This window comes from Acidaminococcus fermentans DSM 20731, assembly GCF_000025305.1.
GTDB lineage: Bacteria > Bacillota > Negativicutes > Acidaminococcales > Acidaminococcaceae > Acidaminococcus > Acidaminococcus fermentans.
This window is the reverse complement of sequence record NC_013740.1, coordinates 1288876-1311662: the sequence shown is the minus strand read 5'-3', so window position 1 is coordinate 1311662 and position 22787 is coordinate 1288876. Positions and strand designations below refer to the sequence as shown.

Genomic DNA, 22787 nt, shown 5'->3' with positions numbered 1-22787 from the left:
CAGTAGAAAAATAACAACGAAAGGGGGAACCACCATGAAACGGCAAAGGGGACAGGATATCATCGAATTTGCCATTCTGGTCCCTCTTTTTTTTCTCATCCTGCTTGCCATGTGTGCTTTCGGGATGTTCTTCAGTGATTACATCACCTTCAACAATGTGGCCCGGTCCGTGGCCCGGGAGGCGGTGGTCCGGGAGCCCGGGGACAACTGGGACAATGTGCGGAACCGGAACTTCGACGAATACAAAACTGTGGGGAACCTGTACAATCTGACCAGTGTGGACAACATCACCATCCAGCAGACTACGGTGGATGGGTCTCCTTCGGTGACGGTGACGGTGCAGGCCCCCATCAAAACCCAGGGGGCTTTCTTTTCCAACCTGGCCTGGGCAGGGCTGCTCCAGGGCAGCGACCTGAAGACCATGAAGGCTACCTACACCATGTACGACGAAAATCAGCAAAAATAAGAAATGAACCGCCGGATCCGGGGACCTGGCGGAAACAAGGGGGATACGGCGTTGAAACTGCTGGAACGGCTGGGACGGAAAACTGAACAAGGCAAGCCCGAGGTCCGGGAGAATCCCATATTTGCCGGACGGGCGGCAGATGCCCGGGAAGAAGAATACCAGAACCTGAAGGTTACCGTCCACCGGGCCATTGTGGATGAAATGAGTGCGGAACAGCAGCGGGTACTGGATTCTGCCACCCACAGCCGCCAGGAAATCGAAAATGTGATTTCCGGCTATGTCCAGCGGGTGCTGGAGCACAATCCCTTTGTGGTGCCCCGGGGGGAACGGGCCCGGCTGGTATCGGACATCTGCGACGAAATCCTGGGCCTGGGGCCCATCGAACCCTTCCTGAAGGACGACAGCATCACCGAAGTGATGGTGAACGGGCCCAAGAAGATCTATGTGGAACGGATGGGGAAACTCCACCTTACGGGAGCCCAGTTCCACGACAACAATCATCTGATGGCCATCATCGACAAGATCGTCACCCCCATCGGCCGGCATGTGGATGAAGCCTCGCCTCTGGTGGATGCCCGTCTCCAGGACGGCAGCCGGGTGAACGTGGTGATCCCGCCTCTTTCCCTGATCGGCCCCTGTGTGACCATCCGGAAATTCTCCCGGACGCCACTTTCTGTGGAGAATCTCATATCCTTTGGCACTTTGTCGGAAGAAATGGCCATTTTCCTCCGGGCCTGCGTGAATGCCAAACTGAATGTAATGATCAGCGGCGGTACCGGTTCCGGTAAAACCACCACCCTGAACGTGCTCAGTTCCTTCATCCCTCATGATGAACGGATCGTGACCATTGAAGACGCGGCGGAACTGCGGCTGGAACAGCCCCATGTGGTGACCCTGGAAGCCCGGCCTGCCAACATTGAAGGCAAAGGGGCCGTGACCATCCGGGACCTGGTGAAGAACTCCCTGCGGATGCGCCCGGACCGGATCATCGTAGGGGAAGTCCGCGGGGGCGAAGCCCTGGACATGCTCCAGGCCATGAATACGGGCCACGAAGGGTCTTTGACCACCGCCCACGCCAACAGCCCCCGGGATGTACTGTCCCGTCTGGAAACCATGGTGCTCATGAGCGGCCTGGACCTGCCGGTACGGGCCATCCGGGACCAGATTTCTTCGGCTCTGGACCTGATCATCCATCAGGAGCGGATCCAGGACGGATCCCGGAAAATCACCTATATTACGGAAGTCCAGAAGATGGAAGGGGATGTGATCGTCCTCCAGGACCTGTTCCGGTATGTCCAGACCGGGTTTGACGAAAGCGGCAAGGCTCTGGGGGAATTCCGTCCCACCGGGCTCCAGCCCCAGTTCCTGAGCAAGTTCAAATCTCACAATGTGGAATATCCGGCCTTTATGCAGAAGGCCCGGCCGGGGATTGACTGGGAAGAAGGTGACTGACCATGCTGGCACTGTCTCTTTCCATTGCCTTGGCGCTGTTCTTCTATCTATCCCTGTCGGTGCTGGCCCTGAAGAAGATCCAGGGCGAAGAAGTGAAGCGCCGGCTGGAAACCTTCCGGGAAGAAGAAAAGCCCCAGGAAGCAGAGGACAATCCCAATGACCTGAAGAAGATCCCCCTGTACCAGCGGACCATTGGCCGGCTGCTGGCCCAGGCCATGGACTTTTTCTCCAAATTCGCTCCTTCAGCCCTGCCCCAGATGATGGAACAGCGGATCATCCTGGCCGGGAAGCAGGGGATCTGGAAGCCCCGGACCCTGGTGGGCATCTGGTTCGTTTCCATGATTTTCTGGGGGTTCCAGGGGTTCCGGTACACCACCGGCCATCCCATGAGCACCTTCGGGGGCCTTGTATTGATCTGGGGATGTCTGCTGTTCGGAGCCATGCTGCCTTTCGGGGTGCTGAACCATATCATCCGGAACCGGCAGACGAAGATTATCCGGCAGCTGCCGGATGTGCTGGATCTGCTGTCCATTTCCGTCCAGGCCGGTCTGTCGCTGGACGGGGCCATGCGAAAAGTGGTGGAACGGATGGAAGGCCCTCTGATCGATGAATTCCGCCGGATGCTCCGGGATGTGCGGATGGGCATGACCCGCCGCCGGTCCATGCAGCTGATGGCCAGGCGGTGTGATGTGCAGGATGTGTACCTGTTCGTCATGTCCGTGGTCCAGTCAGAACGGCTGGGAGCTTCCATGTCCGATACCCTGGTGATCCAGGCGGACAACATGCGGGACCTGCGGAGACAGCGGGCCAGGACCCAGGCCATGAAGGCACCGGTGAAGATGATCTTCCCCCTGGTGTTCTGCATTTTCCCCGCCATTTTCGTGGTGGTGCTGTTGCCGTCGCTGATTTCCCTGATGCAGGGGATGAAATGAGAAAGCGGGGCTGTTGCAGGAGCAACAGCCCCGTCGTACGTCATGGGGTCATACGCCGAAGGAGAAAATAAATTGTCCAAACAGGAAACCTGGTCCTTTGGGGACCATGCTGAAATCCGGATTGCTGTGGAAATCGCTGACACCTGGTGGGGACGGTTCCGGGGGCTGATGCTGCGGAAGCCTTTGCCTCCGGCTGCGGGCCTGTGGCTGAACCCCACCAACAGCATCCACATGTGCTTCATGGGGTTTGCCATCGATGCGGTGTATTTCAACGACCGGATGGAAATCGTGAAAATCGTCAAAAACCTCCACCCCTGGCTGGGTCTTTCCGCCTGCCTGAAGGCCACTTCCGTGCTGGAAATGAAAGCCGGAGAAGCGGACCGGCTGGGGATGAAGGTGGGGATGAAGCGGATTGTTGCATAAGCAACAATCCCTGTCAACGGTCAGCTGTCAAAATGGCCCGCCCGGGCGGGCAAAAAAAATCCACCCTCGAGGGGTGGATTTTTTTTATTTGATCTTCGTCTTGTTCAACTTGGCCGAAATCTTGTTCCCGATGGTCTGGACCAGCTGGACCAGGGCAATCAGGACGATGACGGTGGCAATCATAGTGTCGGCCTGGAACCGCTGATACCCGTAGCGGATGGCCAGGTCCCCCAGGCCGCCGCCCCCCAGGGCACCGGCCATGGCGCTGGAACCGATCAGGCTGATCACCGCCAGGGTGATGCCCAGCACAATGGAATGCATGGCTTCCGGCAGCAGCACCTTCCAGATGATCTGGAGAGGGGAGGCCCCCATGCTCTGGGCCGCTTCAATGACCCCGGGATCCACTTCCAGCAGGGAGGATTCGATGATCCGGGAAATGAACGGGGTGCAGGAAATGGTCAGAGGCACGATGGCGGCGGTGGTGCCGATGGAAGACCCCACTATGATCCGGGTGAGGGGAATGATGGCCACCATCAGGATAATGAAAGGCACGGACCGGAGGGCGTTGACAATGGAGCCCAGGGTTTTGTGGAGAGCCGCATTTTCCTTGATGTGGCCTTTTCCGGTAATGGTCAGGATCACCCCCAGGGGGATGCCGAACAGGGATGCAATGGCCGCAGAGAGGGCCACCATGTAGAGGGTCTCTCCCAGGGCCTTAATCAGCAGATGGATCATATTAGGAGACATAACCGATCACCTCGTCTTTGACTTTTCTTTCGTGGAGGTAATCCAGGGCTTTCTTCAGATGGGCCTCGTCCCCTTCCACTTCAATGAGCAGGGTCCCGAAGGGGGTATCCTGCAGGGTTTCAATGTTGGCCGTGAGGATGTTCACGTTGGTATCGTATTCTTTGATCAGCACGGAAACAATGGGCTCTCCGGCGCTGTCCCCGATGAAGCTCAGGCTGACCAGGGCCTTGTCTCCGGCTTTGTAATCCTTGTGGATGTCCAGTTTCCTGACGAAATCAGGCAGGTCGTTGTGCTGGATGCTGGCCACGAATTCCCGGGTGGTGGCTTTCTGGGGGTTGGTGAAAATATCCACCATGGACCCCTGTTCGATGATTTCCCCGTTTTCAATGACGGCGACCCGGTCGCAGATTTCTTTCACCACATTCATCTGGTGGGTGATCATGACGATGGTGATGTGGAGCCGTTTGTTGATGTCCCGGAGCAGGTTCAGGATGCTTTCCGTGGTCTGGGGATCCAGGGCGGAAGTGGCTTCATCGCAGAGCAGCACTTTGGGATCGCTGGCCAGGGCCCGGGCGATGCCCACCCGCTGTTTCTGGCCCCCGGACAGCTGGCTGGGGTAGTGGTCCGCCCGGTCTTTCAGGCCCACCAGGTCCAGCAGGGGTTCCACTTTCTTCTGGATGGCGGCTTTGTCCAGCCCCTGGATTTCCAGAGGGAAGGCAATGTTGCCGAAAACCGTGCGGCTGGACAGCAGGTTGAAATGCTGGAAGATCATGCCGATGTTCTGCCGGGCCTTCCGCAGCTGTTCTTCGCCCAGGGCGGTCATTTCCTGGCCGTCCACGATCACCTTGCCGCTGGTGGGTTTTTCCAGCATGTTGATGCACCGGACCAGGGTGCTTTTGCCGGCCCCGGAAAGGCCGATGATGCCGAAGATCTCACCTTCGTTGATGGTCAGATTGATGTCTTTCAGGGCGTGCAGGTCGCCGGAAGACGTATGATAGATTTTGTCGATGTGCTGCAGTTCTATCAAGGGGGTTCACCTCCGTAAAAATAAAAATTCCCCTTCATGAAAATGAAGAGGAATCAGTTGAGCTCACTCATCTTCATCTTTCAGGCAGTGCCTGATGGACTTAGCACCGTTCAGCCAATAGAAGCGCTGATGGTTGCCGTAACTTCATAGGGCCAGTCCCTCCGTTACTCTGGATGAATTCTGTGCGTATTAAATGATACCGTATAAAGTACAGTTTGTCAATGGGAATTGGGCCATTAAGTGCAGAAAGAAGAGTGCAGAGGGGGATGGAAGGAGCGAGCAGTCTTGAGGAGATTGCGGGCCTGTTTTATCGATATGTAATGTTTTAGAATAAGTCGGAATGGGAACCTGTACGAAAAAGGAACAATTCCAGTACAACGATTTTAAGGACTGCTGCACGTCACATTACGTGCAACAGCCCCCATTTATCACGCTGTTGCACGCGATTTCACATGCAACAGCTCACTTTGTTACGTTCTTATTTATCAAAATTTATTATCTGTCCATCATCCGGTACAGCTACCTGTTTGTCTATCTTTCTGCTATGGACAAAGTCGCGCATATTCTTGCGTGATATGGTGCAATGGTTAATGGCATCCATATGCACCGCTACAATTTTGGCATTTGGCATTCTCGTTGCCGCTCTGCCTACATCTTCTGTACCCATAATAATGGAATCATTGTAGCAGATGGACTTAGCATAACCAGTATTCATAATCAGAATATCGGGCTGACGATTTTGCAGCGTTTTATCAACCCGGGCCGTCCAGACTGTATCGCCCATCAGGTAAGTAGTTTTTTCACCGGGAGCAGCAAAGACCACGCCCATACTTTCTCCGAGCAGTGCGCTGTAAGCGGGATTGGCATACATCTCTTCCGTGCCATGCGTGCCTTCTACTCTGGTCAGGCGCACCCCTTGGAACTCGATATCCCGATCCAGCACCTGAATATTGCGGAAACCTTCCTTGCGAATTTCAGTAGCGTCCTTATCATCCTGCACAAATACAGGAATATCTTTGTTGATGAACTGCTGAGCTACTTCATCCCAATGGTCAAGATGGGTATGCGTGACAATTAACGCATCAACATCCTTTAATACATCCTCCTTTGATTCGGGCAAGTCCACCTTGGGATTGCGCACCTCACTGTTAAAAGAACCAGCAAAGCCTTCATAACGGCCTTTTTCTGCCAGCATGGGGTCTATCAAAAATACCGTATCGTTGTACGCCAGTTTGCCCGTAGCATTGCGTACATGCTGGTAAGAAACCTGTGCAAAGGCACTGCCCGTCATCATCGTCATTCCCAAGAATGCAGCCAGTAAAGTTTTTCTCCACTTCATTTCATTTCCTCCTCTGAATCACAATTTAATTTACATTGTGATTATACTTTGCTAGAATTTTACTTACGATACAGGATTTCAAGAGATGCAGACAAATCACTTGAAATTTTCAAGTTTTCAAGTTAGGAGCATTGCCATGAATTTTTTACCTGCCAACAACAAAAAAATTGACAAAACTGACCATGAAATCCTCAGCATTCTGCATAAAGAGGCCAGAATTTCCATGACTGAACTGGGAAAACGCGTTCATTTAACCAGTCAGGCGGTCAGGAATCGTCTTGACCGCCTGACTGATTTGGGCGTTGTCCATCACTATACCGTGAATGTCAACTGCCCCGTATATGGTTATAAAACACATGCCCTTATAAAAATAACCCCACACAGCGGTTTTATGAAGTCCCTGTTGGATTATCTTACTCAGTGCCACTGCCATATCAACCACTGTTATCAGATAACTGGTGCTCAAACACTGTCCATCGACAGTTATTTTACGGACGAGGCCGAATTGCAGGAATTTATTGACACAATCCAAAAATGGGGGGATTATGAAATCGAATTGGTATTAAGGGACATCTTACTCTCTGAAGGTGATGAATGATTTTTTTCTGTAACAGACACATTCACTATCCGCAGACATAAGATTTTGTGTGGTTTCCGTCAGGCTTTCCCAAACACCAAGGCTGACAGTGATACCATTTATCTGCTACGGCACTACGGGGGCGCGAGGCTGGAGAGGCGCATGAACTGGGGATAACAGAAACATATGAAGTAAATTTACATTCAGATACAGGAAAACTTGCTCGCAGGAAAGGGTACGGCAAGGGAGATGGTCCGTGGCGGGAGTCCTGCCACGGCTTTTTTCTTTAGTTGTCCTAAAATTAGCACAGCGGCTATGTTATAATAAACCATAGTATTAACAATGGAGAAACGCATTGAAAACAGCCAATGTAGTGGCTGCACCGGCAATCAGCCATGATAAAGTCTTTGACAAAATAAAAAATTATTAATAACTAGCAAAGTAAGGAGATATCAAAATGAATAAACAAAAACTGGCTTCCAAAATCTGGGAAAGCGCCAATAAGATGCGTTCTAAAATTGAAGCCAATGAATATAAAGATTATATACTGGGATTTATTTTCTATAAATATCTGTCCGACCAAGAAGAACGGTACCTGCTGCAGCGGGATTACCGTCCGGAGGATATCCGTGACTATGTGAACGAGGAAGATGCGGAAACGGTTCAAATGGTCCAGGACAATTTGGGCTATTTTATTGCTTATAAAGACATGTTTTCTACTTGGCTGAGCATGGGAAGAGACTTTACTGTAGACAATGTCCGTACGGCTCTCAGTTCTTTTACCCGTTTGATTTCTCCTACGCATAAACTGGTATTTGATAAAATTTTTAATACACTGGAAACCGGGTTAAGCAAACTGGGAGAAAATACCAAATCCCAGACCAAAGCGGTGCGAGACCTGCTTCAGTTAATCAAAGATATTCCCATGGATGGGAAACAGGATTATGATGTGCTGGGTTTTATTTATGAATATTTAATCAGTCAGTTTGCAGCCAATGCCGGGAAAAAAGCCGGGGAATTCTATACCCCCCATGAAGTTTCTCAGTTGATGTCAGAAATCATTGCCCACTATCTTCAGGGCCGGGAAGAAATTTCCATCTATGATCCTACATCAGGGTCCGGATCTTTGCTGATCAACATAGGGCATGCAGCGGCCAAGTATATGAAAGATGCCAACAAAATCCGGTATTATGCCCAGGAACTGAAACAAAATACCTATAACCTGACCCGTATGAATCTGGTAATGCGAGGCATCCTGCCTGCCAATATCATTGCCAGGAATGGGGATACACTGGAAGAAGATTGGCCCTATTTTGATGACAGTGATCCCACCGGGACTTACAATCCGCTTTATGTGGATGCGGTGGTCTCGAATCCTCCCTACAGCCAGCAATGGGATCCCAGCGGTAAAGACAATGACCCTCGGTATTCTCGCTTTGGACTGGCTCCCAAATCCAAGGCGGATTATGCATTTTTACTCCACGACCTATATCATCTTAAACCGGACGGCATAATGAATATCGTCCTGCCCCATGGGGTCCTTTTCCGGGGCGGCGAGGAAGGAACCATCCGGAAAAACCTGGTGGAATACAATCATATCGATGCCATAATCGGCCTGCCGGCCAATATCTTTTTCGGCACGGGGATTCCTACCATTATCATGGTACTGCGACAAAAACGGGAGAATACGGATGTATTGATTGTAGATGCTTCTAAGGGTTTTGTGAAAGAAGGAAAAAATAACAAGCTCCGGGCTTCTGACATTCGTCGGATTGTGGATACAGTCATCAGCCGGCGGGATGTACCCCAGTATGCCCGGAAAGTGAGCCGGGAAGAAATCCGTGCCAATGACTACAATCTAAATATTCCGCGGTATGTGGATTCATCAGAGCCTACGGAAAGCTGGGATATCTATGCCACCATGTTTGGCGGTATCCCGGAAAGCGAGCTGGCAGGACTCCAGCCCTACTGGGATACGTTCCCTACTTTAAAAGAGGAGCTTTTTGTCACTTGTCAGGGATACGCTCAGCTGAAAAATCCGGATATCCGAAAGACAGTGGAAAACAATCTGGCCGTAAGAGATTTTCAAGAAAAATTTACCCAGAATTTCAAGGATTTCCCCCAATATCTGCACCATACCCTGATTGACGGAATGGAGAAAATTTCCATTGCCCAGGCGGAAGAAGATGCTACCCAGGAGCTTTTTCGGCATTTTTCCACAGTTCCTCTTCTGGATCCCTATGAAGCTTATGAATTATTCCATAACCAGTATGGACGGATTGCCGGCGATCTGGAAATCCTCCAGGCAGAGGGACTTTCTGCTGCCAATCAGGTAGACCCTCATATGGTGGTGAAAAAGAAGAATGGCAAGGAAGCAGAAGTCCAGGAAGGCTGGCAGGGACATGTGCTGGCTTTCAGCCTGGTACAGGAGACGTATATGCAGGACCAATTGATCGAGTTGCATAACAAGCAGAACCGGCTACAGGAAATTCCCGAAGCAATCCAAAATCTATTGGATGAAATGGGGGAAGAAGAAAAAGAGAGCATAGCCTCTGCTTTGAATGAGAATGGCGATGCTTTTGTAGTGAAGAATATATCGCCTTTGTTGAAAGAACTGAAAAAAAATCCGGAAGAAAATGAAATGGCCCTGAAGACTCTTCAGCAGGTGGAAAGTCTTGATAAGGAAGAAAAGAGCCTGAAACGGGCAGTTAAAGAAAGCGAAGAGAAATTGGTGGAACAGACTCGGGAAAAGATCCATAATCTGACTCCGGATGAAATCATCCATCTGTTGGATTTACAATGGATACGGCCTATTTCTACCCAATTGGCGCAATTGCCTGTCAATCTGCTGGAATCCCTGATTCGTAAGCTGCAGGACCTGAATGAAAAATATGCTGAAACTCTGGATGATGTGGAACAGGGCATCCAACAAACGGAGCATGAGCTCATCCAGATGCTGGGAGAACTGACTGGACCGGAAATGGATCTGAAAGGGATTGAAGAGCTGAAGAAACTTCTGGGAGGGAAATAAAATGGCCCTAAAGAAAAAACCGGCACTAAGATTCAAAGGCTTCACAGACGATTGGGAACAGCGTAAGGTTTCTGATATCGTAGGCCGGTATGATAACCTTCGTGTTCCAGTATCGTCGAATAAACGTGTCCATGGAACAACTCCTTATTATGGAGCAAATGGGGTTCAAGATTATGTAGACGGATATACGCATGATGGAGAATATATTTTAATAGCCGAAGATGGGGCGAATGATTTACAAAATTATCCAGTGCATTATGTAAATGGGCGAATTTGGGTTAACAATCATGCGCATGTACTTCAAGGTAAAACTGGAATAGCAGATACTAAATTTTTGAGTTATGCTTTTAGTCAGATTGATATATCATCTTTGCTTGTTGGTGGTGGGCGTGCAAAACTCAATGCAGGCGTACTTATGAAGTTGGATTTGTTGTTGCCAGAGCATAAAGAGCAGGAAAAGCTGGGAAACTATTTTAGTCACATCGACTCCCTTATCACCCTTCATCAGCGTAAGTATGAGATGCTAAAAAAGATAAAAAAATCCTTTTTGGAAAAAATGTTTCCGAAAAATGGAAAACGGGTTCCAGAACTACGATTTAGCGGATTTACGGACGATTGGGAACAGCGTAAGCTGGGAGCTATCTTTGAAGAATACTCAGATAAAGGCCATCCGAATCTTTCTGCGCTTACAATAATTCAAGGTGGTGGAACGATACGGCGTGATGATTCAGACCGAAATTTACAATATGATAAGAAAAGCCTTGCAAACTATAAAAAGGTAGAGACAGGGGATTTTATCGTTCATCTTCGTTCTTTCGAGGGAGGTCTTGAAAAAGCAACGACATCAGGAATTATCAGTCCTGCATACCATACATTTCATGGGGAAGGCACAGACTCCAGATTTTATTATTGTTACTTCAGATCTGAACGCTTTATCAATCACGATTTAAAACCGCATGTCTATGGAATACGGGACGGTCGTAGTATTGATATTGAAGGCATGAAAACCATCAACATTCCTTGGACGAAAGTTGAAGAACAAAAAGCAATCGGGAACTATATTGATTGTTTGGATAACCTCATCACCCTTCATCAGCGGAAGCTCGAAAAACTTCAAAATCTGAAGAAAGCCCTACTAAAAAAGATGTTTATCTAAAGCAAGGATGAAGAAAAAGAGGACTAACAGTATTTTCAAGTCTTACGAATTGGTGAATATACATTAAATCCTAAATTATTGATTTTTTATACGTAAGAACTAGAATGCAATTCCGTAGCCAGCGCTTTTTTTGTGTTTTTTCTTGGGAACAGCGTAAGTTGGGGGAACTCACAATAGAGTTTAAAAGCGGTAAAGGAATAAAAGCGAATGAAATAGAAGCGCGAGGAACATATCCGGTATACGGCGGTAATGGTCTACGAGGTTATGCAGAGCAATATAACCATGACGGTGAATATGCCTTGATAGGTCGTCAGGGTGCACTTTGCGGTAATATGACTTTTTCGATGGGCAAGGCCTATTTTACAGAACATGCAGTGGCTGTAAAAGCCAATGAAATTAATGACACAAAATTTCTCTATTATATTTTATGTAATATGAATTTGGGACAATATTCGGGCCAATCTGCTCAACCTGGATTAGCCGTAAATAAACTTATTGCATTGAAGGCATTTGTTCCAGGTAAACAGGAACAACTTAAAATCAGTTCCTATTTGGGGGCCTTTGATAACCTCATCACCCTTCATCAGCGTATGCAAAAAAGTGCTTTTTGATACGATCTTGATTTAAACGGATATATATACAGTAAGGAGCCAAAAAATATGAGTGGATTTACGAAAGAAGCTGATTTTGAGGCCGCTTTGATACGGGTTCTGCAAAATCATGGATGGGCCAAAGAGGTCCTTCATCATCCGACGGAACAGGACCTGATCCAGAACTGGGCGGATATCCTGTATGAAAACAATCAGAATATCGACCGGCTGAATGGGGTCCCTCTCAATAAAGAAGAAATGGACCAGCTGCTGGACCAAATTCGTTCTTTGCGGACGCCTCTGGCACTGAACGGATTCATCAATGGCAAGACGGTTTCCATTACTCGGAGAAATCCTAAGGATGCCCTTCATTATGGTAAAGAAGTGAGCTTAAAGATTTACGACCGATTGGAAATTGCCGCGGGCCAAAGCCGATATCAGATTGTGGAACAGCCGGAGTTCGCTCGAAAAAATCTCCTGGGACAAGATCGGCGGGGAGATTTGATGCTGCTGATCAATGGGATGCCTTTGTTTCATATTGAGTTGAAACGGAGCGGGGTTCCCGTATCAGAAGCAGCCAATCAGATTGCGAAATATGCCGAGGAACAGGTTTTTACAGGGCTGTTTTCACTGGTGCAGGTATTCGTGGCCATGAATCCGGAAGAAACTGTCTACTATGCCAATCCGGGTCCAGAGGGAAAATTCAATCCGGATTTTTACTTCCATTGGGCAGATTTCAATAATGAACCAATCAATGACTGGCAGCGTATAGCTTCTGAACTTCTATCCATTCCCATGGCCCATCAGTTGATTGGGTTCTATACAGTTGCCGATGACAGCGACGGTATCCTGAAGGTTATGAGAAGCTACCAATACTATGCTTCCACCAAGATTTCCGACCGGGTGGCCAAAAATGACTGGGAAGATGGAACCCAGCTTGGGGGATATGTGTGGCATACCACCGGTTCCGGGAAGACCATGACTTCTTTCAAGAGTGCCCAGCTGATTGCCAGCTCCAAGGATGCGGACAAGGTCGTGTTCCTTATGGACCGAATTGAATTGGGAACCCAATCTTTGAAGGAATATCGGGGTTTTGCTGATGATGCAGATGATGTGCAGGCAACAGAAGATACCATTGCCCTGCTGACCAAACTGAAAAGCAATGATCCCAAAGATACCCTGATTGTTTCGTCCATCCAAAAGATGAGCAAAATACGGGAAGACGGCATGGCCAAAGGGCGGGAAAAAGATCTGGAAGAAATCCGGGAAAAACGCTTAGTCTTTATCCTGGATGAATGTCACCGGTCCACCTTTGGAGAAATGCTCAGCAATATCAAAACGACCTTCCCTCATGCCCTATTCTTTGGCTTTACAGGCACTCCTGTATTCCAGGAAAACGAAAAGGCACTCAGCACTACGGCAGATGTGTTTGGCAATGAACTGCACCGGTACAGCATTGCTGATGGAATCCGGGACAAGAATGTGCTTGGATTCGATCCTACGATGGTAATGGTTTATCCGGACAAAGCCCTGCGGGAAAAGGTGGGGCTGCAGGAAGCCAAAGCTCAGACTGTGGCGGAAGCCCTGGCAGATCCTGCCAAAAAAGCAATTTATTACCGTTTTGTCCGTCCCAATGAAGTTCCCATGGCAGGACGAGTAGGGAATGATGGAAACTGGATCAAGGGTATCGAAGATTATGTACCAAAAGCCCAATTTGAAACGGACGAGTATCAGAATGCAGTGGTGGACGATATCCTGAAGAACTGGATGACGTTGAGCCAGGGAGGACAATTCCATGCCATTTTTGCCACCAGCAGCATTCCGGAAGCCATCCGGTACTACAAAAAATTCCGAGCCAAAGCACCTCGGCTGAAAGTAACCGGGCTGTTCGATCCTACCATTGACAACAAAGGAGGTCAGCGGTCTTTATCCAAGGAAAATGGGCTCATAGACATGCTGCAGGATTATAACAATCTTTATCAGCAGCAGTTTGATTTGGCAGGATATGATCGGTTCAAAAAGGATGTGGCTGCCCGGTTGTCCCATAAAGCCCCTTATAGAGGATGCAAAAAGGAACAGCAACTGGATCTGCTGATTGTGGTGAACCAGATGCTTACGGGATTTGATTCCAAATGGATCAATACATTATATTTGGATAAGATGCTTACCTATGAAAATTTGATCCAGGCTTTTTCCAGGACCAATCGACTGTACAACATCAATGAAAAACCCTTTGGTTCCATTCGGTATTACCGGTATCCTCATACTATGAAACAGAATATTGAAAACGCCATGAAACTGTATTCCGGGGATAAGCCCTGGGGACTGTTTGCTGACCATTTACCTCAAAATCTACAGCACATGAATGAACGATTCCAGGATATGGCGCAGGTCTTCCGGGAAGCTGGCGTTCCTGATATGGAACGGCTTCCGGAAGACAATACAGTCCGGGGCAAATTTGCCAAGCTGTTCCGGGAATTTTCTACTTATCTGCAGGCGGCACAAATCCAGGGCTTTACCTGGGACACACAGGAATATTCGATTACGGATCTGGATACGGGAGAGAAAACGGGAACCATTTCTGTCATTCCGACCCGGGAACAGTATAAGATACTTCTTGAACGGTACAAAGAACTGCGGAATGAACCCTCAGGTGGAGGTGGCGGTGTGGATCCCACTTTTGCCATCGATCCTTATCTGACGGAACTTTCCACCGGATTGATTGATTCCCAATATCTGAATTCCCGATTTGAAAAGTATCGAAAGATCCTGACCCAGCCAGATGTGGATCCTGCAGAAAAAGAGACGACGCTGGAGCAACTGCACAAAGCTTTTGCGTCCTTGTCTCAGGAAGAACAGAAGTATGCCAATTTGTTCCTCCATGATGTGGAAGCAGGGGACGTTCGTATGGAACCAGACTGCACGTTTATGGATTATATCCATCAGTATGCCAATGCGGAACGAAAACGGCAGGTGGGAAAAGTTACAAAGTATTTTGGGATTCCGGAAGAAGTGGTCTGCCAAATGCTGGATGCTCACGTTAATGAACAAAATTACAATGCCTATGGACGGTTCGATGACGTGAAAAAATACATTGTGAAAGAAGATGCTGCTACCTATATAACGGCACTGGAAGGGAAAAAGGTGCCTCCTTTCAGAGTCAACAATATGGCTGAATCTATTTTGAAGGAATTCTTCCTTTCTGATGGAAAGAAACTGCCGGATGCACCGGATTTGGATAAGTAATCCCCTTCATCAGCATAGGAGTACGAAAGGAGTACACTTATGCAGGAGCGAAAAGGCGGGGAACAGCTGTTTCGAGAATACTATGCCCATTGGGTGACCATGTACAAAGAAGGAGCCGTACGGCCGGTGACTCTGGCGAAATATCAGATGACCCAATCCTGGTTGGAACGGTTACTCCCAGAATTACGGGTGCAGGATTTGACAAGGCTTGCTTATCAACAGCTGATTAATGATTATGCCCAGTACCATGAGCGTCAGACAACCATGGATTTCCATCATCAATTGAAGGGCGCCATTTTGGACGCTGTGGATGAAGGGCTTATCCAACGGGATCCTACCAGGAAAGTTATTATTAAGGGAATGGCTCCGAGAGAGAAGAAAATCAAGTATCTGAATCAGTTTCAACTCCACACACTCCTGAAACATCTGGATTTGGGTGAAAGAGTAAACTGGGACTGGTTCATCCTGCTGGTTGCTAAAACAGGAATGCGATTTTCTGAAGCTTTGGCACTAACGCCAGATGATTTTGACTTTGCCCATCAAACAGTCTGCATAAACAAAACGTGGAATTATAAAGGCAATGGAGGCTTTTTGCCGACCAAGAATCGGTCTTCTATACGCAAAATCCAGATTGACTGGAAGACAGTGATGCAATTTGCTGTATTGACTGATTCTTTGCCAAAGGAAGTGCCTTTCTTCATCCATAAAGGAAAATTGTATAATTCCACCGTGAATAACATCCTGGAACGGCACTGTAAGAGATTAGAGATTCCAATAATTTCAATCCATGGGTTGCGGCATACTCATGCTTCTCTGCTGCTTTTTGCCGGTGTTTCCATCGCCAGTGTAGCTCGCAGATTGGGGCATGCCAGTATGACGACTACGCAGAAAACATATCTTCATATTATCCAAGAACTGGAAAATCAGGATATTGACCTGGTGATGCGTTCATTGGCTAATTTGTTGTAATATATGGCTGATGAAGGGGATTGACATAAAATCAACCGGTGCCGGCAGCTGGTTATTGATTAAAACTGAAACGGAAAGCCTGTCATTTGACTTGCTTAAGCGGAATTACGATGCCAACCAACGTTACTATCTGAAAATCATCAACGCACGGACTGAAAGGGAAATCGATTCTCGGGAAGTGCTGCTGGATTTACCAGAGATGGAATACTGAGTTGGGGCATATGATGTGAATGGGACTGCAGACAGCATCATTACAGCTGAACTGTCGAATTGGAATGGCAAGGCAATCAAAATTCCCCGCATTGAAGTGATACAGTACTGAAAGAATCCGATTATGCTGTTATGGAAGAATTTATTGATGACGTTAAAGTGGTCATCAATGCATTAGGGTATAAGGTCCTTGAACCACTGATTCAAAAAGAGATTATTGGAAAAAATGATGAAGGATTGCTTTATATCTCTTCAGGATCAGCCAATGCAGTTGGAAAAATTACACCGGAAGGCTTTGTAGTTTTACAAGGAGCCAGACTAAATGAAAAATTAAGTGCGAAATATCTCAGCAATGGAATCGTTAAACTGAGAGAGAAATGGATGGCGGATGAAAAAGTAGAAGATTGGGTAACAACGGAAGATTTGCTTTTTTCCAGTTCTTCTGCAGCTGCCGATTTTGTGCTTGGATACAGCGTCAGTGGTCCTAAGGCATGGAAAGATGCGAATGGAAAGTCTTTAAAGGAAATCGAAGCAGAAAAAGATAACGGATGATTGTAAAATCAAATCGAACCATGGTTAAAAATAAAAAATCCATAGAACATCTCTTCTGGTAAAATGTAAGTGGCCAAATCAACACTCAAAGGAAAGAATTCTGTGAATCAAGTACATTTTACAATCCAAGTGGCAAGCGGATAAACAGCTACAGGAATGAACTGATTGTACAAAATGAGAGTCATGGTACGGCATCCGGGAAAAATCCCCGGATACGCAATCGCTTAGGAAGAACTTGTTGGGTGCACTGCTTTTTCAGGAGGAACTGAATGGGGTTATTCCGAAAGTTTGTAAACAATACAAGAAAGCCTGAAGGACTCCTTGGATCAATCATGATTTGGGGGATGAATGTAGGACATGCCAGAATGGCGAAATGGGGGATGAACCATTTTCCTCAGATGGATCCAAAGACAATTCTTGATATTGGATGCGGGGGAGGGCGGAATGCAAGTGAACTGCTCAAAAAGTACCAGAACGCTACATTGACAGCCATTGATTATTCCCCCTTATCGGTTGCAAAAACAAAAGCCTATAATCGCAGGCTTATGGAGCAGAAACGATGCATTGTACAGGAGGCCAATGTAGTTTCTCTTCCTTTTGAGAATGGTGCATTCGATTTGGCAACAGCTTTTGAAACAATTTATTTTTGGCCAGATTTGCCAAGGTGCTTTATTGAGGTTCGCCGCATTCTAAAAAATAGAGGATATTTCTGTATTGTATCAGAAAGCGATGGCACGGACATAGAGGGCCAGAAGTATGAAAAAATCATTAAAGGAATGAAAAACTATACAGTCCCTCAAATCATGGATACGTTGTATGCAACGGGTTTTGGCTCTGTGCAGAGTTTTCATCATGAGACCAGGCCATGGATTATAGTTATTGCCGAGAAATAAATGCTTTTATATTGGACCTTTCAAAAAATTGTAAATAAGAAATACATCCGTCAGCACAATCTGAGCAAAGAAGAAAAACAAATCTTGCTGGAACGGGCCGTATCTTCCGGGAGGATTCCAGGTGGCCGCGGACGATGAAATCTTGTGGAGAAATCCCTTTGCGGCCATCCTGGAGCGGAGACCGTCGCCAGGTCGCCCAGGGGGCTCTTTCCACAAGGTTCGCCGAAGGAGGAACGTAAAATGCGGATGTCTTTTTCACCAAGAGTAGAAGAACTTGAAAAGAAATTGAAACCTTATTTTGCAAGAATGGGTGGCATTGTTCCTGATGCTCCAAAAGAAATACAAGAAGCATTTGAGGAATATAAAAAACTCGTTAAAAAAGAAATGTGGTTGTAAGCCCCTGCTCCGGCAGCGGGCTTTTTTCTTATGCCTGAAAAGGAGGGGACCATGAATGCCATAGCGTGGGGTCTTCTCCAGAGAGGTCTGGTTGAGTGTGTGGCTTTTCTGCTATCATAGCAGAGAAAATTTCACCTGGAGCTGGTGAAGCGGAAGGCAGTCTACAACTATACTGATGTGGCGGTTGATAGAGTAAATATATTTCTCTATCAGCCGTTTTTTTTGCTTATAAGCATTGACATATCGCGAAAAATAGATATAATAGACGTATGGATAAGATTGAAATATTTAAAGCACTATCAAATGAAACACGGCTCAGCATTATTGAGTGGTTGAAGGAACCGGAGAAAAACTTTCCACCGCAGGGAGGACATTTTGATGATGGGGTGGATCTGAAAGGCGGTGTGTGTGTTGGAAGCATCCGCGACAAAGCCGGGATATCACAGTCAACCGTATCTCATTACCTGGATATGCTGCAAAAAGCAGGCTTGCTTCTTTCCGAAAGGCACGGAAAGTGGACATATTACAGACGGAATGAAGAGACCCTCGCTGCGCTGGCAGACTACTTCGGTCACGAAATTTAACCTAAGCCGCCAGAAGTCCTCCACCTCTTAGGTGGGGGATGAAGGCGGGTATGGCGAATTTACGTAAGTCATTGAGCCATACCATTGCTCTGTAGATAGTTATGTAGTATAATCAGTCGTAGATGAGAAAGGATTGATTATACTATGAAATTGGATAGTAATAACCATTCAGTGTTCTTACTCTATTACCATCTTGTTTTGGTGGTACAGTATCGCCGCAAAGTATTCTCTGACCAAATGAGCCAATACGCTAAAGATATTTTTGTCCGCATTGGTTCATCGTATAACATAACCTTGGAGGAATGGAATCACGACCAAGACCATGTTCATATCATGTTTCGCGCTCATCCCAATACAGAACTATCAAAATTCATCAATGCTTATAAAAGTGCCAGCTCTAGGCTGATCAAAAAAGATTTTCCAGAGGTTAGGCGTAAATTGTGGAAAGAAATGTTTTGGTCAAGAAGTTATTGCCTGCTGACAACAGGCGGTACTCCTATTGAGACAATACGAAAATACATAGAACATCAAGGCAGGTGAGATTATAGTGAATAAGACCTACCGATACAGGCTCTACCCGACAACTGAACAAAAGATTATGTTTGCCAAGACTTTCGGCTGTGCCAGATTCATCTATAACAAGATGCTTGGAGATCGTCTTGATTACTATAAGGAAACAGGCAAGAGGCTGAACAATACACCTGCACAGTACAAGAAAGAATTTCCTTGGCTGAAAGAGGTTGACAGCCTTGCTCTCGCCAATGCCCAAATAAACCTGAACAAGGCATATAACAACTTTTGGAGCAATAGGAAGCATTTTGGCAAGCCACACTTCAAGTCGAAAAAAACAGGTCATGCTTCATATTCTACGAATAACCAACATGGCTCTGTAAGAATCGAGGGAAACAAGGTCAAGCTGCCTAAAACAGGCTGGGTAAAGCTGTGTCTGCATCGTCCATTGATGGAGAATAGCACCATAAAGACTGTAACCATAAGTAAAACACCGTCCGGAAAATACTATATCAGTATTTTGGTTGAGTATGAAAACCAAATACTTTCCATCATACCGAAGAATTTTCTTGGATTGGATTTTGCTATGCACGGTCTGTATGTTGCTTCCGATGAGGACAATGCCGATTATCCAAATTTCTTACGGAAAGCCGAAGAGAGATTGGTCAAGGCACAAAGAAAACTCTCTAAGAGACAAAAAGGGAGCCGTAACAGGAATAAGCAAAGACTGCGTGTGGCTGTACTCCATGAGAAAATTGCTAATCAACGCCGTGACTTCCTGCATAAGAAAGCTCGTTATCTTGCAGACCGCTATGATGCGATTGGCATAGAGGATATTAGCGTAAAAGCCATGGCGAAGCGAAAGAAGGGTGGCAAGTTCAGCTTTGGTAAATCCATATCCGACAATGGCTGGAGCATGTTCACAAGTATGCTGGAATACAAACTTGCATGGCAGGGCAAGCAACTTATCAAGATAGACAAATGGTATCCAAGCAGTCAGCTATGCCATGTTTGTGGCTACCAGAACAATAACACCAAAGACTTATCTGTGCGGAAATGGGATTGCCCTAAGTGTGGCAGTCATCATAACCGTGACAAGAACGCTGCAATAAACATTAGAGAAGAAGCTAGGCGAATATCTGCCTAGCGTAACTTATAAAGTACCGTGGGTCGCACGGGAATCTACGCCTGTGGAGAGAGTGTAAGTCGCCATAACTCTTCGGAGTTAGCGGTGCTGTTCTCGCCGAAGCAGGAAGCTCCCGCCTCTATAGGCGGGGGTACGTTCACGTTGTGCATAGATTAGACGGGATGAAGATCCCGTTTAATTTAAACCATTACATATCGACAAAGCGAGATATAAGGATATATAGAAACGAGGAGGAATTCGTATGCATTTTTCATGTGGAATCGTCAGACCGCCTTATGAGGCTGGTTCCTGTTTTTTACAAGTAACGTCGGGTTGTTCGCATAATAAGTGCCGCTTTTGCACCTTTTACAAGGAAGCACCTTTTTCCGTATCTCCGGAGAGTGAGATACGGGAGGATCTTCAGGAGATCCGGGATTCCGGATGGAAGGTAAAGCGGATTTTTCTGCAGGGGGCAGATCCGTTCCTGCTGAGCTACGACAGGCTTAAAAGAATCATGGACCTGATAAAAGAATACCTGCCCTGGGGTGTTTCCGTCGGCGGATATGGCCGGGTGGATAGTGTAAGGAACAAGTCTGTAGGTGAGCTGAAGTCGTTGAAAGAGATGGGATACGACATGATCGTATTCGGGATCGAGTCGGGCGATGATGCTGTCCTTGATAAGATGAACAAGGGCTATCATGCCAGTGATATAGTGGAACAGCTCTCCAAGATGGATGAGGCGGGAATGCATTATTCTGTCATCTTCTTATACGGGCTGGGAGGTCATGAGTATGGTATGGGGCATGCCGTGAAAACAGCAGAAGTGCTAAACCACCTGTCGCCCGTCAGAGTACTGGCTTCCGGACTCTCGATCTTCCCTGATACGCCGCTTATGGAAGAAGTAAGAAGAGGTGAGTTCGTAGAGGCTACAGAGACAGAGAAGATACAGGAACTGTATACCTTTGTGAAGACGCTTGATATCCACACTCTGCTGGATGCGACGAATGTCTCCAACATGATGCCGGTATATGGATATCTTCCGGAGGACAAAGAGAAGATACTGGCGATGCTCAAACAGGGTGCAGACGAACAGGGGGAAGAGCGATTGCGGATGCGAAGAGACAGCATGAGAAGCCTGTGACCAGGACAAAAATCAGAAAGGCGGTATTTAGATGAAGGTGTATTATATTTTTGACAGCTATTGCGGATGGTGCTATGGGTTTGAGACAATTCTTAAACCGTTTATTGAAGCACATCCGGAATTGGAAGTAACGGTGCTATCAGGTGGATTATTTATGGACGGACATTCGCTTTCGGCATTTCCGTATATGAGTGATACGAATAAAAGAATCGCGGATATGTTTGGAGTGGAATTCGGCAAGCCATATCTGAACCTGTTAGAGACGGGAAGTATGGTTCCTGACTCGAATGATGCCGCAATAGGATTTGGAGTTCTCAGGAGCTTCTTACCCAAAGGAGAACATGTTAATCTTGCGTCAAAGATGCATGAAGCATTCTATTTGGATGGTAAATCACTTTCTGACGTGGAGACAATCGGATCAATCGCCAAATCCTATGACCTTCCTGCAGACAAGATTGCAGAGGAGTTCATCCGTATTTCTGAAGAGGGCAAGTACCATCCGGACTTTTATGAGGCAAGAAAAATAGGAGTCACATCCTTCCCGACGCTGTTTCTTGAAATAAATGGGAAGCATTATGACTTAAAAGGAAGTGCGATTACCCTCAATGATTTAGAGGAAAATCTGAATATCATTAAGGAAAAGGGCGGGATCCTCAATGATGGATACAATACGCCCGTTGCCTGAAATATCGACGGTACAGGTTGTTGATCTTAATCGAAATGTTATAATGAAATTGAGGATTTCCAGGTCTATTTGTGCCTGGAAAACGAAGATCAGCAGGTGTGATAGTTTGCATACACCCAGTGCACCCATCTGTATGAAACGAGGAAATACAGACCCAGTGTGCATTTTGGGTTAAGGAGTGTAAATGCCGGAAAAGTTACATTGTATCAGATATAGAAGGGCAACAGATACGGCGCGAGTGTCGGGATTAGATGTCATGTACAGCTAGAATCTTTTAACGATGGGTGTCGCGGAGCCAGTAGCAGAATGCCAGCCGAGAATCTGCGACGGTAGAAAACCGGACATTGAAAAGCAAAACTGGACATTCAAATAGAAAACCGTACATTGGAATCATGCCGGAGCAGGTTTAAGAAAAAAGCAACTTGATCGCTGACCGATCAAGATAAGCGACCAAGATACCGACCAAGTTAACGATATACGGGTTGAGACCCTGATCATAAACCGACTGAGCAGAGGAGGGGAGGTAGAGACGATGGCCTCCCTCCTGCCCGCCGTGTTATAGGTAGAAAAACAGGTGGACAAATTCCCGCAAACGGAGAGCACATGTAAAAGCACTGATTTTCGGCTTTGAGCAGTTCCCACAAACGGGCGGAAATGTGTACGGAATCCAGACATTCAGGTGCTTGTCTCATGCCAAAGTGGTCGGTTTCCCAATAAGGCGTGAGGAAAAGAGCA

Annotated in this window: 21 protein-coding genes and 1 riboswitch; of the genes, 18 read left to right on the top strand and 3 right to left on the bottom strand. The window is 47.0% G+C overall.

Features of this window, described 5'->3' with window-relative positions; genetic code table 11:
* Positions 1-34 precede the first annotated feature (34 nt).
* The 4 genes from ACFER_RS10865 (at position 35) to ACFER_RS06030 (ending at position 3273) form a co-directional block, all read left to right on the top strand.
* Positions 35-466, top strand: a complete 432-nt coding sequence (locus ACFER_RS10865; RefSeq protein ID WP_012938532.1) for a TadE/TadG family type IV pilus assembly protein — start codon at positions 35-37, stop codon at positions 464-466.
* 51 nt (positions 467-517) lie between these two features.
* The gene (locus tag ACFER_RS06040) at positions 518-1918 is read left to right on the top strand and encodes a TadA family conjugal transfer-associated ATPase (protein WP_012938531.1); all 1401 of its coding nucleotides are present in this window, start codon (positions 518-520) and stop codon (positions 1916-1918) included.
* Positions 1919-1920: 2 nt separating this feature from the next.
* Complete coding sequence (locus ACFER_RS06035) at positions 1921-2850, top strand: type II secretion system F family protein (RefSeq protein WP_012938530.1); 930 nt, start codon at positions 1921-1923, stop codon at positions 2848-2850.
* Between the two features lie 72 nt (positions 2851-2922).
* Positions 2923-3273: a DUF192 domain-containing protein gene (locus ACFER_RS06030; RefSeq protein WP_012938529.1), complete on the top strand. Its 351-nt coding sequence runs from the start codon at positions 2923-2925 to the stop codon at positions 3271-3273.
* An 84-nt stretch (positions 3274-3357) separates the two neighbouring features.
* On the opposite strand, the gene ACFER_RS06025 is transcribed toward ACFER_RS06030, so the two are convergent.
* The 3 genes from ACFER_RS06025 to ACFER_RS06015 all read right to left on the bottom strand — a co-directional run bounded on the left by ACFER_RS06025 (position 3358) and on the right by ACFER_RS06015 (position 6386).
* On the bottom strand, positions 3358-4020 hold the full coding sequence (locus ACFER_RS06025) for a methionine ABC transporter permease (RefSeq protein ID WP_012938528.1): 663 nt from the start codon (positions 4018-4020) through the stop codon (positions 3358-3360).
* Positions 4010-5047 carry a methionine ABC transporter ATP-binding protein gene (locus ACFER_RS06020; RefSeq protein ID WP_012938527.1) on the bottom strand — a complete coding sequence of 346 codons (1038 nt, stop codon included), beginning with the start codon at positions 5045-5047 and terminating at the stop codon, positions 4010-4012. Before ACFER_RS06020 ends, ACFER_RS06025 begins: the two co-directional genes overlap by 11 nt.
* Before the next feature lie 70 nt (positions 5048-5117).
* A riboswitch (SAM riboswitch) is annotated at positions 5118-5227 on the bottom strand.
* A gap of 298 nt (positions 5228-5525) precedes the next feature.
* Positions 5526-6386, bottom strand: coding sequence for an MBL fold metallo-hydrolase (locus tag ACFER_RS06015; RefSeq protein WP_012938526.1), 861 nt, complete (start codon positions 6384-6386; stop codon positions 5526-5528).
* Between the two features lie 136 nt (positions 6387-6522).
* On the opposite strand from ACFER_RS06015, the gene ACFER_RS06010 reads away from it, so the two are divergent.
* The 14 genes from ACFER_RS06010 to ACFER_RS05950 all read left to right on the top strand — a co-directional run bounded on the left by ACFER_RS06010 (position 6523) and on the right by ACFER_RS05950 (position 22052).
* Positions 6523-6984 carry an Lrp/AsnC family transcriptional regulator gene (locus tag ACFER_RS06010; protein WP_012938525.1) on the top strand — a complete coding sequence of 154 codons (462 nt, stop codon included), beginning with the start codon at positions 6523-6525 and terminating at the stop codon, positions 6982-6984.
* A 436-nt stretch (positions 6985-7420) separates the two neighbouring features.
* Positions 7421-9994 carry a type I restriction-modification system subunit M gene (locus tag ACFER_RS06005; RefSeq protein ID WP_012938524.1) on the top strand — a complete coding sequence of 858 codons (2574 nt, stop codon included), beginning with the start codon at positions 7421-7423 and terminating at the stop codon, positions 9992-9994.
* A 1-nt stretch (position 9995) separates the two neighbouring features.
* On the top strand, positions 9996-11150 hold the full coding sequence (locus ACFER_RS11110; protein ID WP_012938523.1) for a restriction endonuclease subunit S: 1155 nt from the start codon (positions 9996-9998) through the stop codon (positions 11148-11150).
* A 104-nt stretch (positions 11151-11254) separates the two neighbouring features.
* Entirely contained in the window at positions 11255-11761 is a 507-nt protein-coding gene (locus ACFER_RS05995) for a restriction endonuclease subunit S (protein WP_012938522.1), read from the top strand.
* A 48-nt stretch (positions 11762-11809) separates the two neighbouring features.
* On the top strand, positions 11810-14986 hold the full coding sequence (locus ACFER_RS05990; RefSeq protein WP_012938521.1) for a type I restriction endonuclease subunit R, EcoR124 family: 3177 nt from the start codon (positions 11810-11812) through the stop codon (positions 14984-14986).
* A 39-nt stretch (positions 14987-15025) separates the two neighbouring features.
* Entirely contained in the window at positions 15026-15955 is a 930-nt protein-coding gene (locus ACFER_RS05985; RefSeq protein ID WP_012938520.1) for a site-specific integrase, read from the top strand.
* A 342-nt stretch (positions 15956-16297) separates the two neighbouring features.
* A complete protein-coding gene (locus ACFER_RS05980) occupies positions 16298-16717 on the top strand; it encodes a DUF4357 domain-containing protein (RefSeq protein WP_049763451.1) in 420 nt (139 codons plus the stop codon).
* A gap of 269 nt (positions 16718-16986) precedes the next feature.
* A complete protein-coding gene (locus ACFER_RS05975) occupies positions 16987-17610 on the top strand; it encodes a class I SAM-dependent methyltransferase (protein WP_012938518.1) in 624 nt (207 codons plus the stop codon).
* A 240-nt stretch (positions 17611-17850) separates the two neighbouring features.
* Entirely contained in the window at positions 17851-18006 is a 156-nt protein-coding gene (locus ACFER_RS11580; protein ID WP_187287510.1) for a hypothetical protein, read from the top strand.
* Between the two features lie 269 nt (positions 18007-18275).
* A complete protein-coding gene (locus ACFER_RS05970) occupies positions 18276-18590 on the top strand; it encodes an ArsR/SmtB family transcription factor (RefSeq protein WP_012938517.1) in 315 nt (104 codons plus the stop codon).
* Between the two features lie 144 nt (positions 18591-18734).
* On the top strand, positions 18735-19130 hold the full coding sequence (tnpA, locus tag ACFER_RS05965; RefSeq protein ID WP_012938516.1) for an IS200/IS605 family transposase: 396 nt from the start codon (positions 18735-18737) through the stop codon (positions 19128-19130).
* A 1-nt stretch (position 19131) separates the two neighbouring features.
* Positions 19132-20247, top strand: a complete 1116-nt coding sequence (locus tag ACFER_RS05960) for an RNA-guided endonuclease TnpB family protein (protein WP_041666194.1) — start codon at positions 19132-19134, stop codon at positions 20245-20247.
* Positions 20248-20488: 241 nt separating this feature from the next.
* Positions 20489-21367 carry a radical SAM protein gene (locus ACFER_RS05955; RefSeq protein WP_012938514.1) on the top strand — a complete coding sequence of 293 codons (879 nt, stop codon included), beginning with the start codon at positions 20489-20491 and terminating at the stop codon, positions 21365-21367.
* A gap of 31 nt (positions 21368-21398) precedes the next feature.
* Positions 21399-22052 carry a DsbA family protein gene (locus tag ACFER_RS05950; RefSeq protein ID WP_012938513.1) on the top strand — a complete coding sequence of 218 codons (654 nt, stop codon included), beginning with the start codon at positions 21399-21401 and terminating at the stop codon, positions 22050-22052.
* Positions 22053-22787 lie beyond the last annotated feature (735 nt).

Coding starts and splice junctions, on each gene's coding strand:
- ACFER_RS06010 (WP_012938525.1), top strand. CDS start 6,523: ATGAATTTTTTACCTGCCAACAACAAAAAAATTGACAAAACTGACCAT.
- ACFER_RS05970 (WP_012938517.1), top strand. CDS start 18,276: ATGGATAAGATTGAAATATTTAAAGCACTATCAAATGAAACACGGCTC.
- ACFER_RS05955 (WP_012938514.1), top strand. CDS start 20,489: ATGCATTTTTCATGTGGAATCGTCAGACCGCCTTATGAGGCTGGTTCC.
- ACFER_RS10865 (WP_012938532.1), top strand. CDS start 35: ATGAAACGGCAAAGGGGACAGGATATCATCGAATTTGCCATTCTGGTC.
- ACFER_RS05995 (WP_012938522.1), top strand. CDS start 11,255: ATGCAATTCCGTAGCCAGCGCTTTTTTTGTGTTTTTTCTTGGGAACAG.
- ACFER_RS05975 (WP_012938518.1), top strand. CDS start 16,987: ATGGGGTTATTCCGAAAGTTTGTAAACAATACAAGAAAGCCTGAAGGA.
- ACFER_RS06035 (WP_012938530.1), top strand. CDS start 1,921: ATGCTGGCACTGTCTCTTTCCATTGCCTTGGCGCTGTTCTTCTATCTA.
- ACFER_RS06025 (WP_012938528.1), bottom strand. CDS start 4,020: ATGTCTCCTAATATGATCCATCTGCTGATTAAGGCCCTGGGAGAGACC.
- ACFER_RS11580 (WP_187287510.1), top strand. CDS start 17,851: ATGCGGATGTCTTTTTCACCAAGAGTAGAAGAACTTGAAAAGAAATTG.
- ACFER_RS06015 (WP_012938526.1), bottom strand. CDS start 6,386: ATGAAGTGGAGAAAAACTTTACTGGCTGCATTCTTGGGAATGACGATG.
- ACFER_RS05985 (WP_012938520.1), top strand. CDS start 15,026: ATGCAGGAGCGAAAAGGCGGGGAACAGCTGTTTCGAGAATACTATGCC.
- tnpA (WP_012938516.1), top strand. CDS start 18,735: ATGAAATTGGATAGTAATAACCATTCAGTGTTCTTACTCTATTACCAT.
- ACFER_RS06005 (WP_012938524.1), top strand. CDS start 7,421: ATGAATAAACAAAAACTGGCTTCCAAAATCTGGGAAAGCGCCAATAAG.
- ACFER_RS05980 (WP_049763451.1), top strand. CDS start 16,298: ATGGAAGAATTTATTGATGACGTTAAAGTGGTCATCAATGCATTAGGG.
- ACFER_RS05950 (WP_012938513.1), top strand. CDS start 21,399: ATGAAGGTGTATTATATTTTTGACAGCTATTGCGGATGGTGCTATGGG.
- ACFER_RS05990 (WP_012938521.1), top strand. CDS start 11,810: ATGAGTGGATTTACGAAAGAAGCTGATTTTGAGGCCGCTTTGATACGG.
- ACFER_RS11110 (WP_012938523.1), top strand. CDS start 9,996: ATGGCCCTAAAGAAAAAACCGGCACTAAGATTCAAAGGCTTCACAGAC.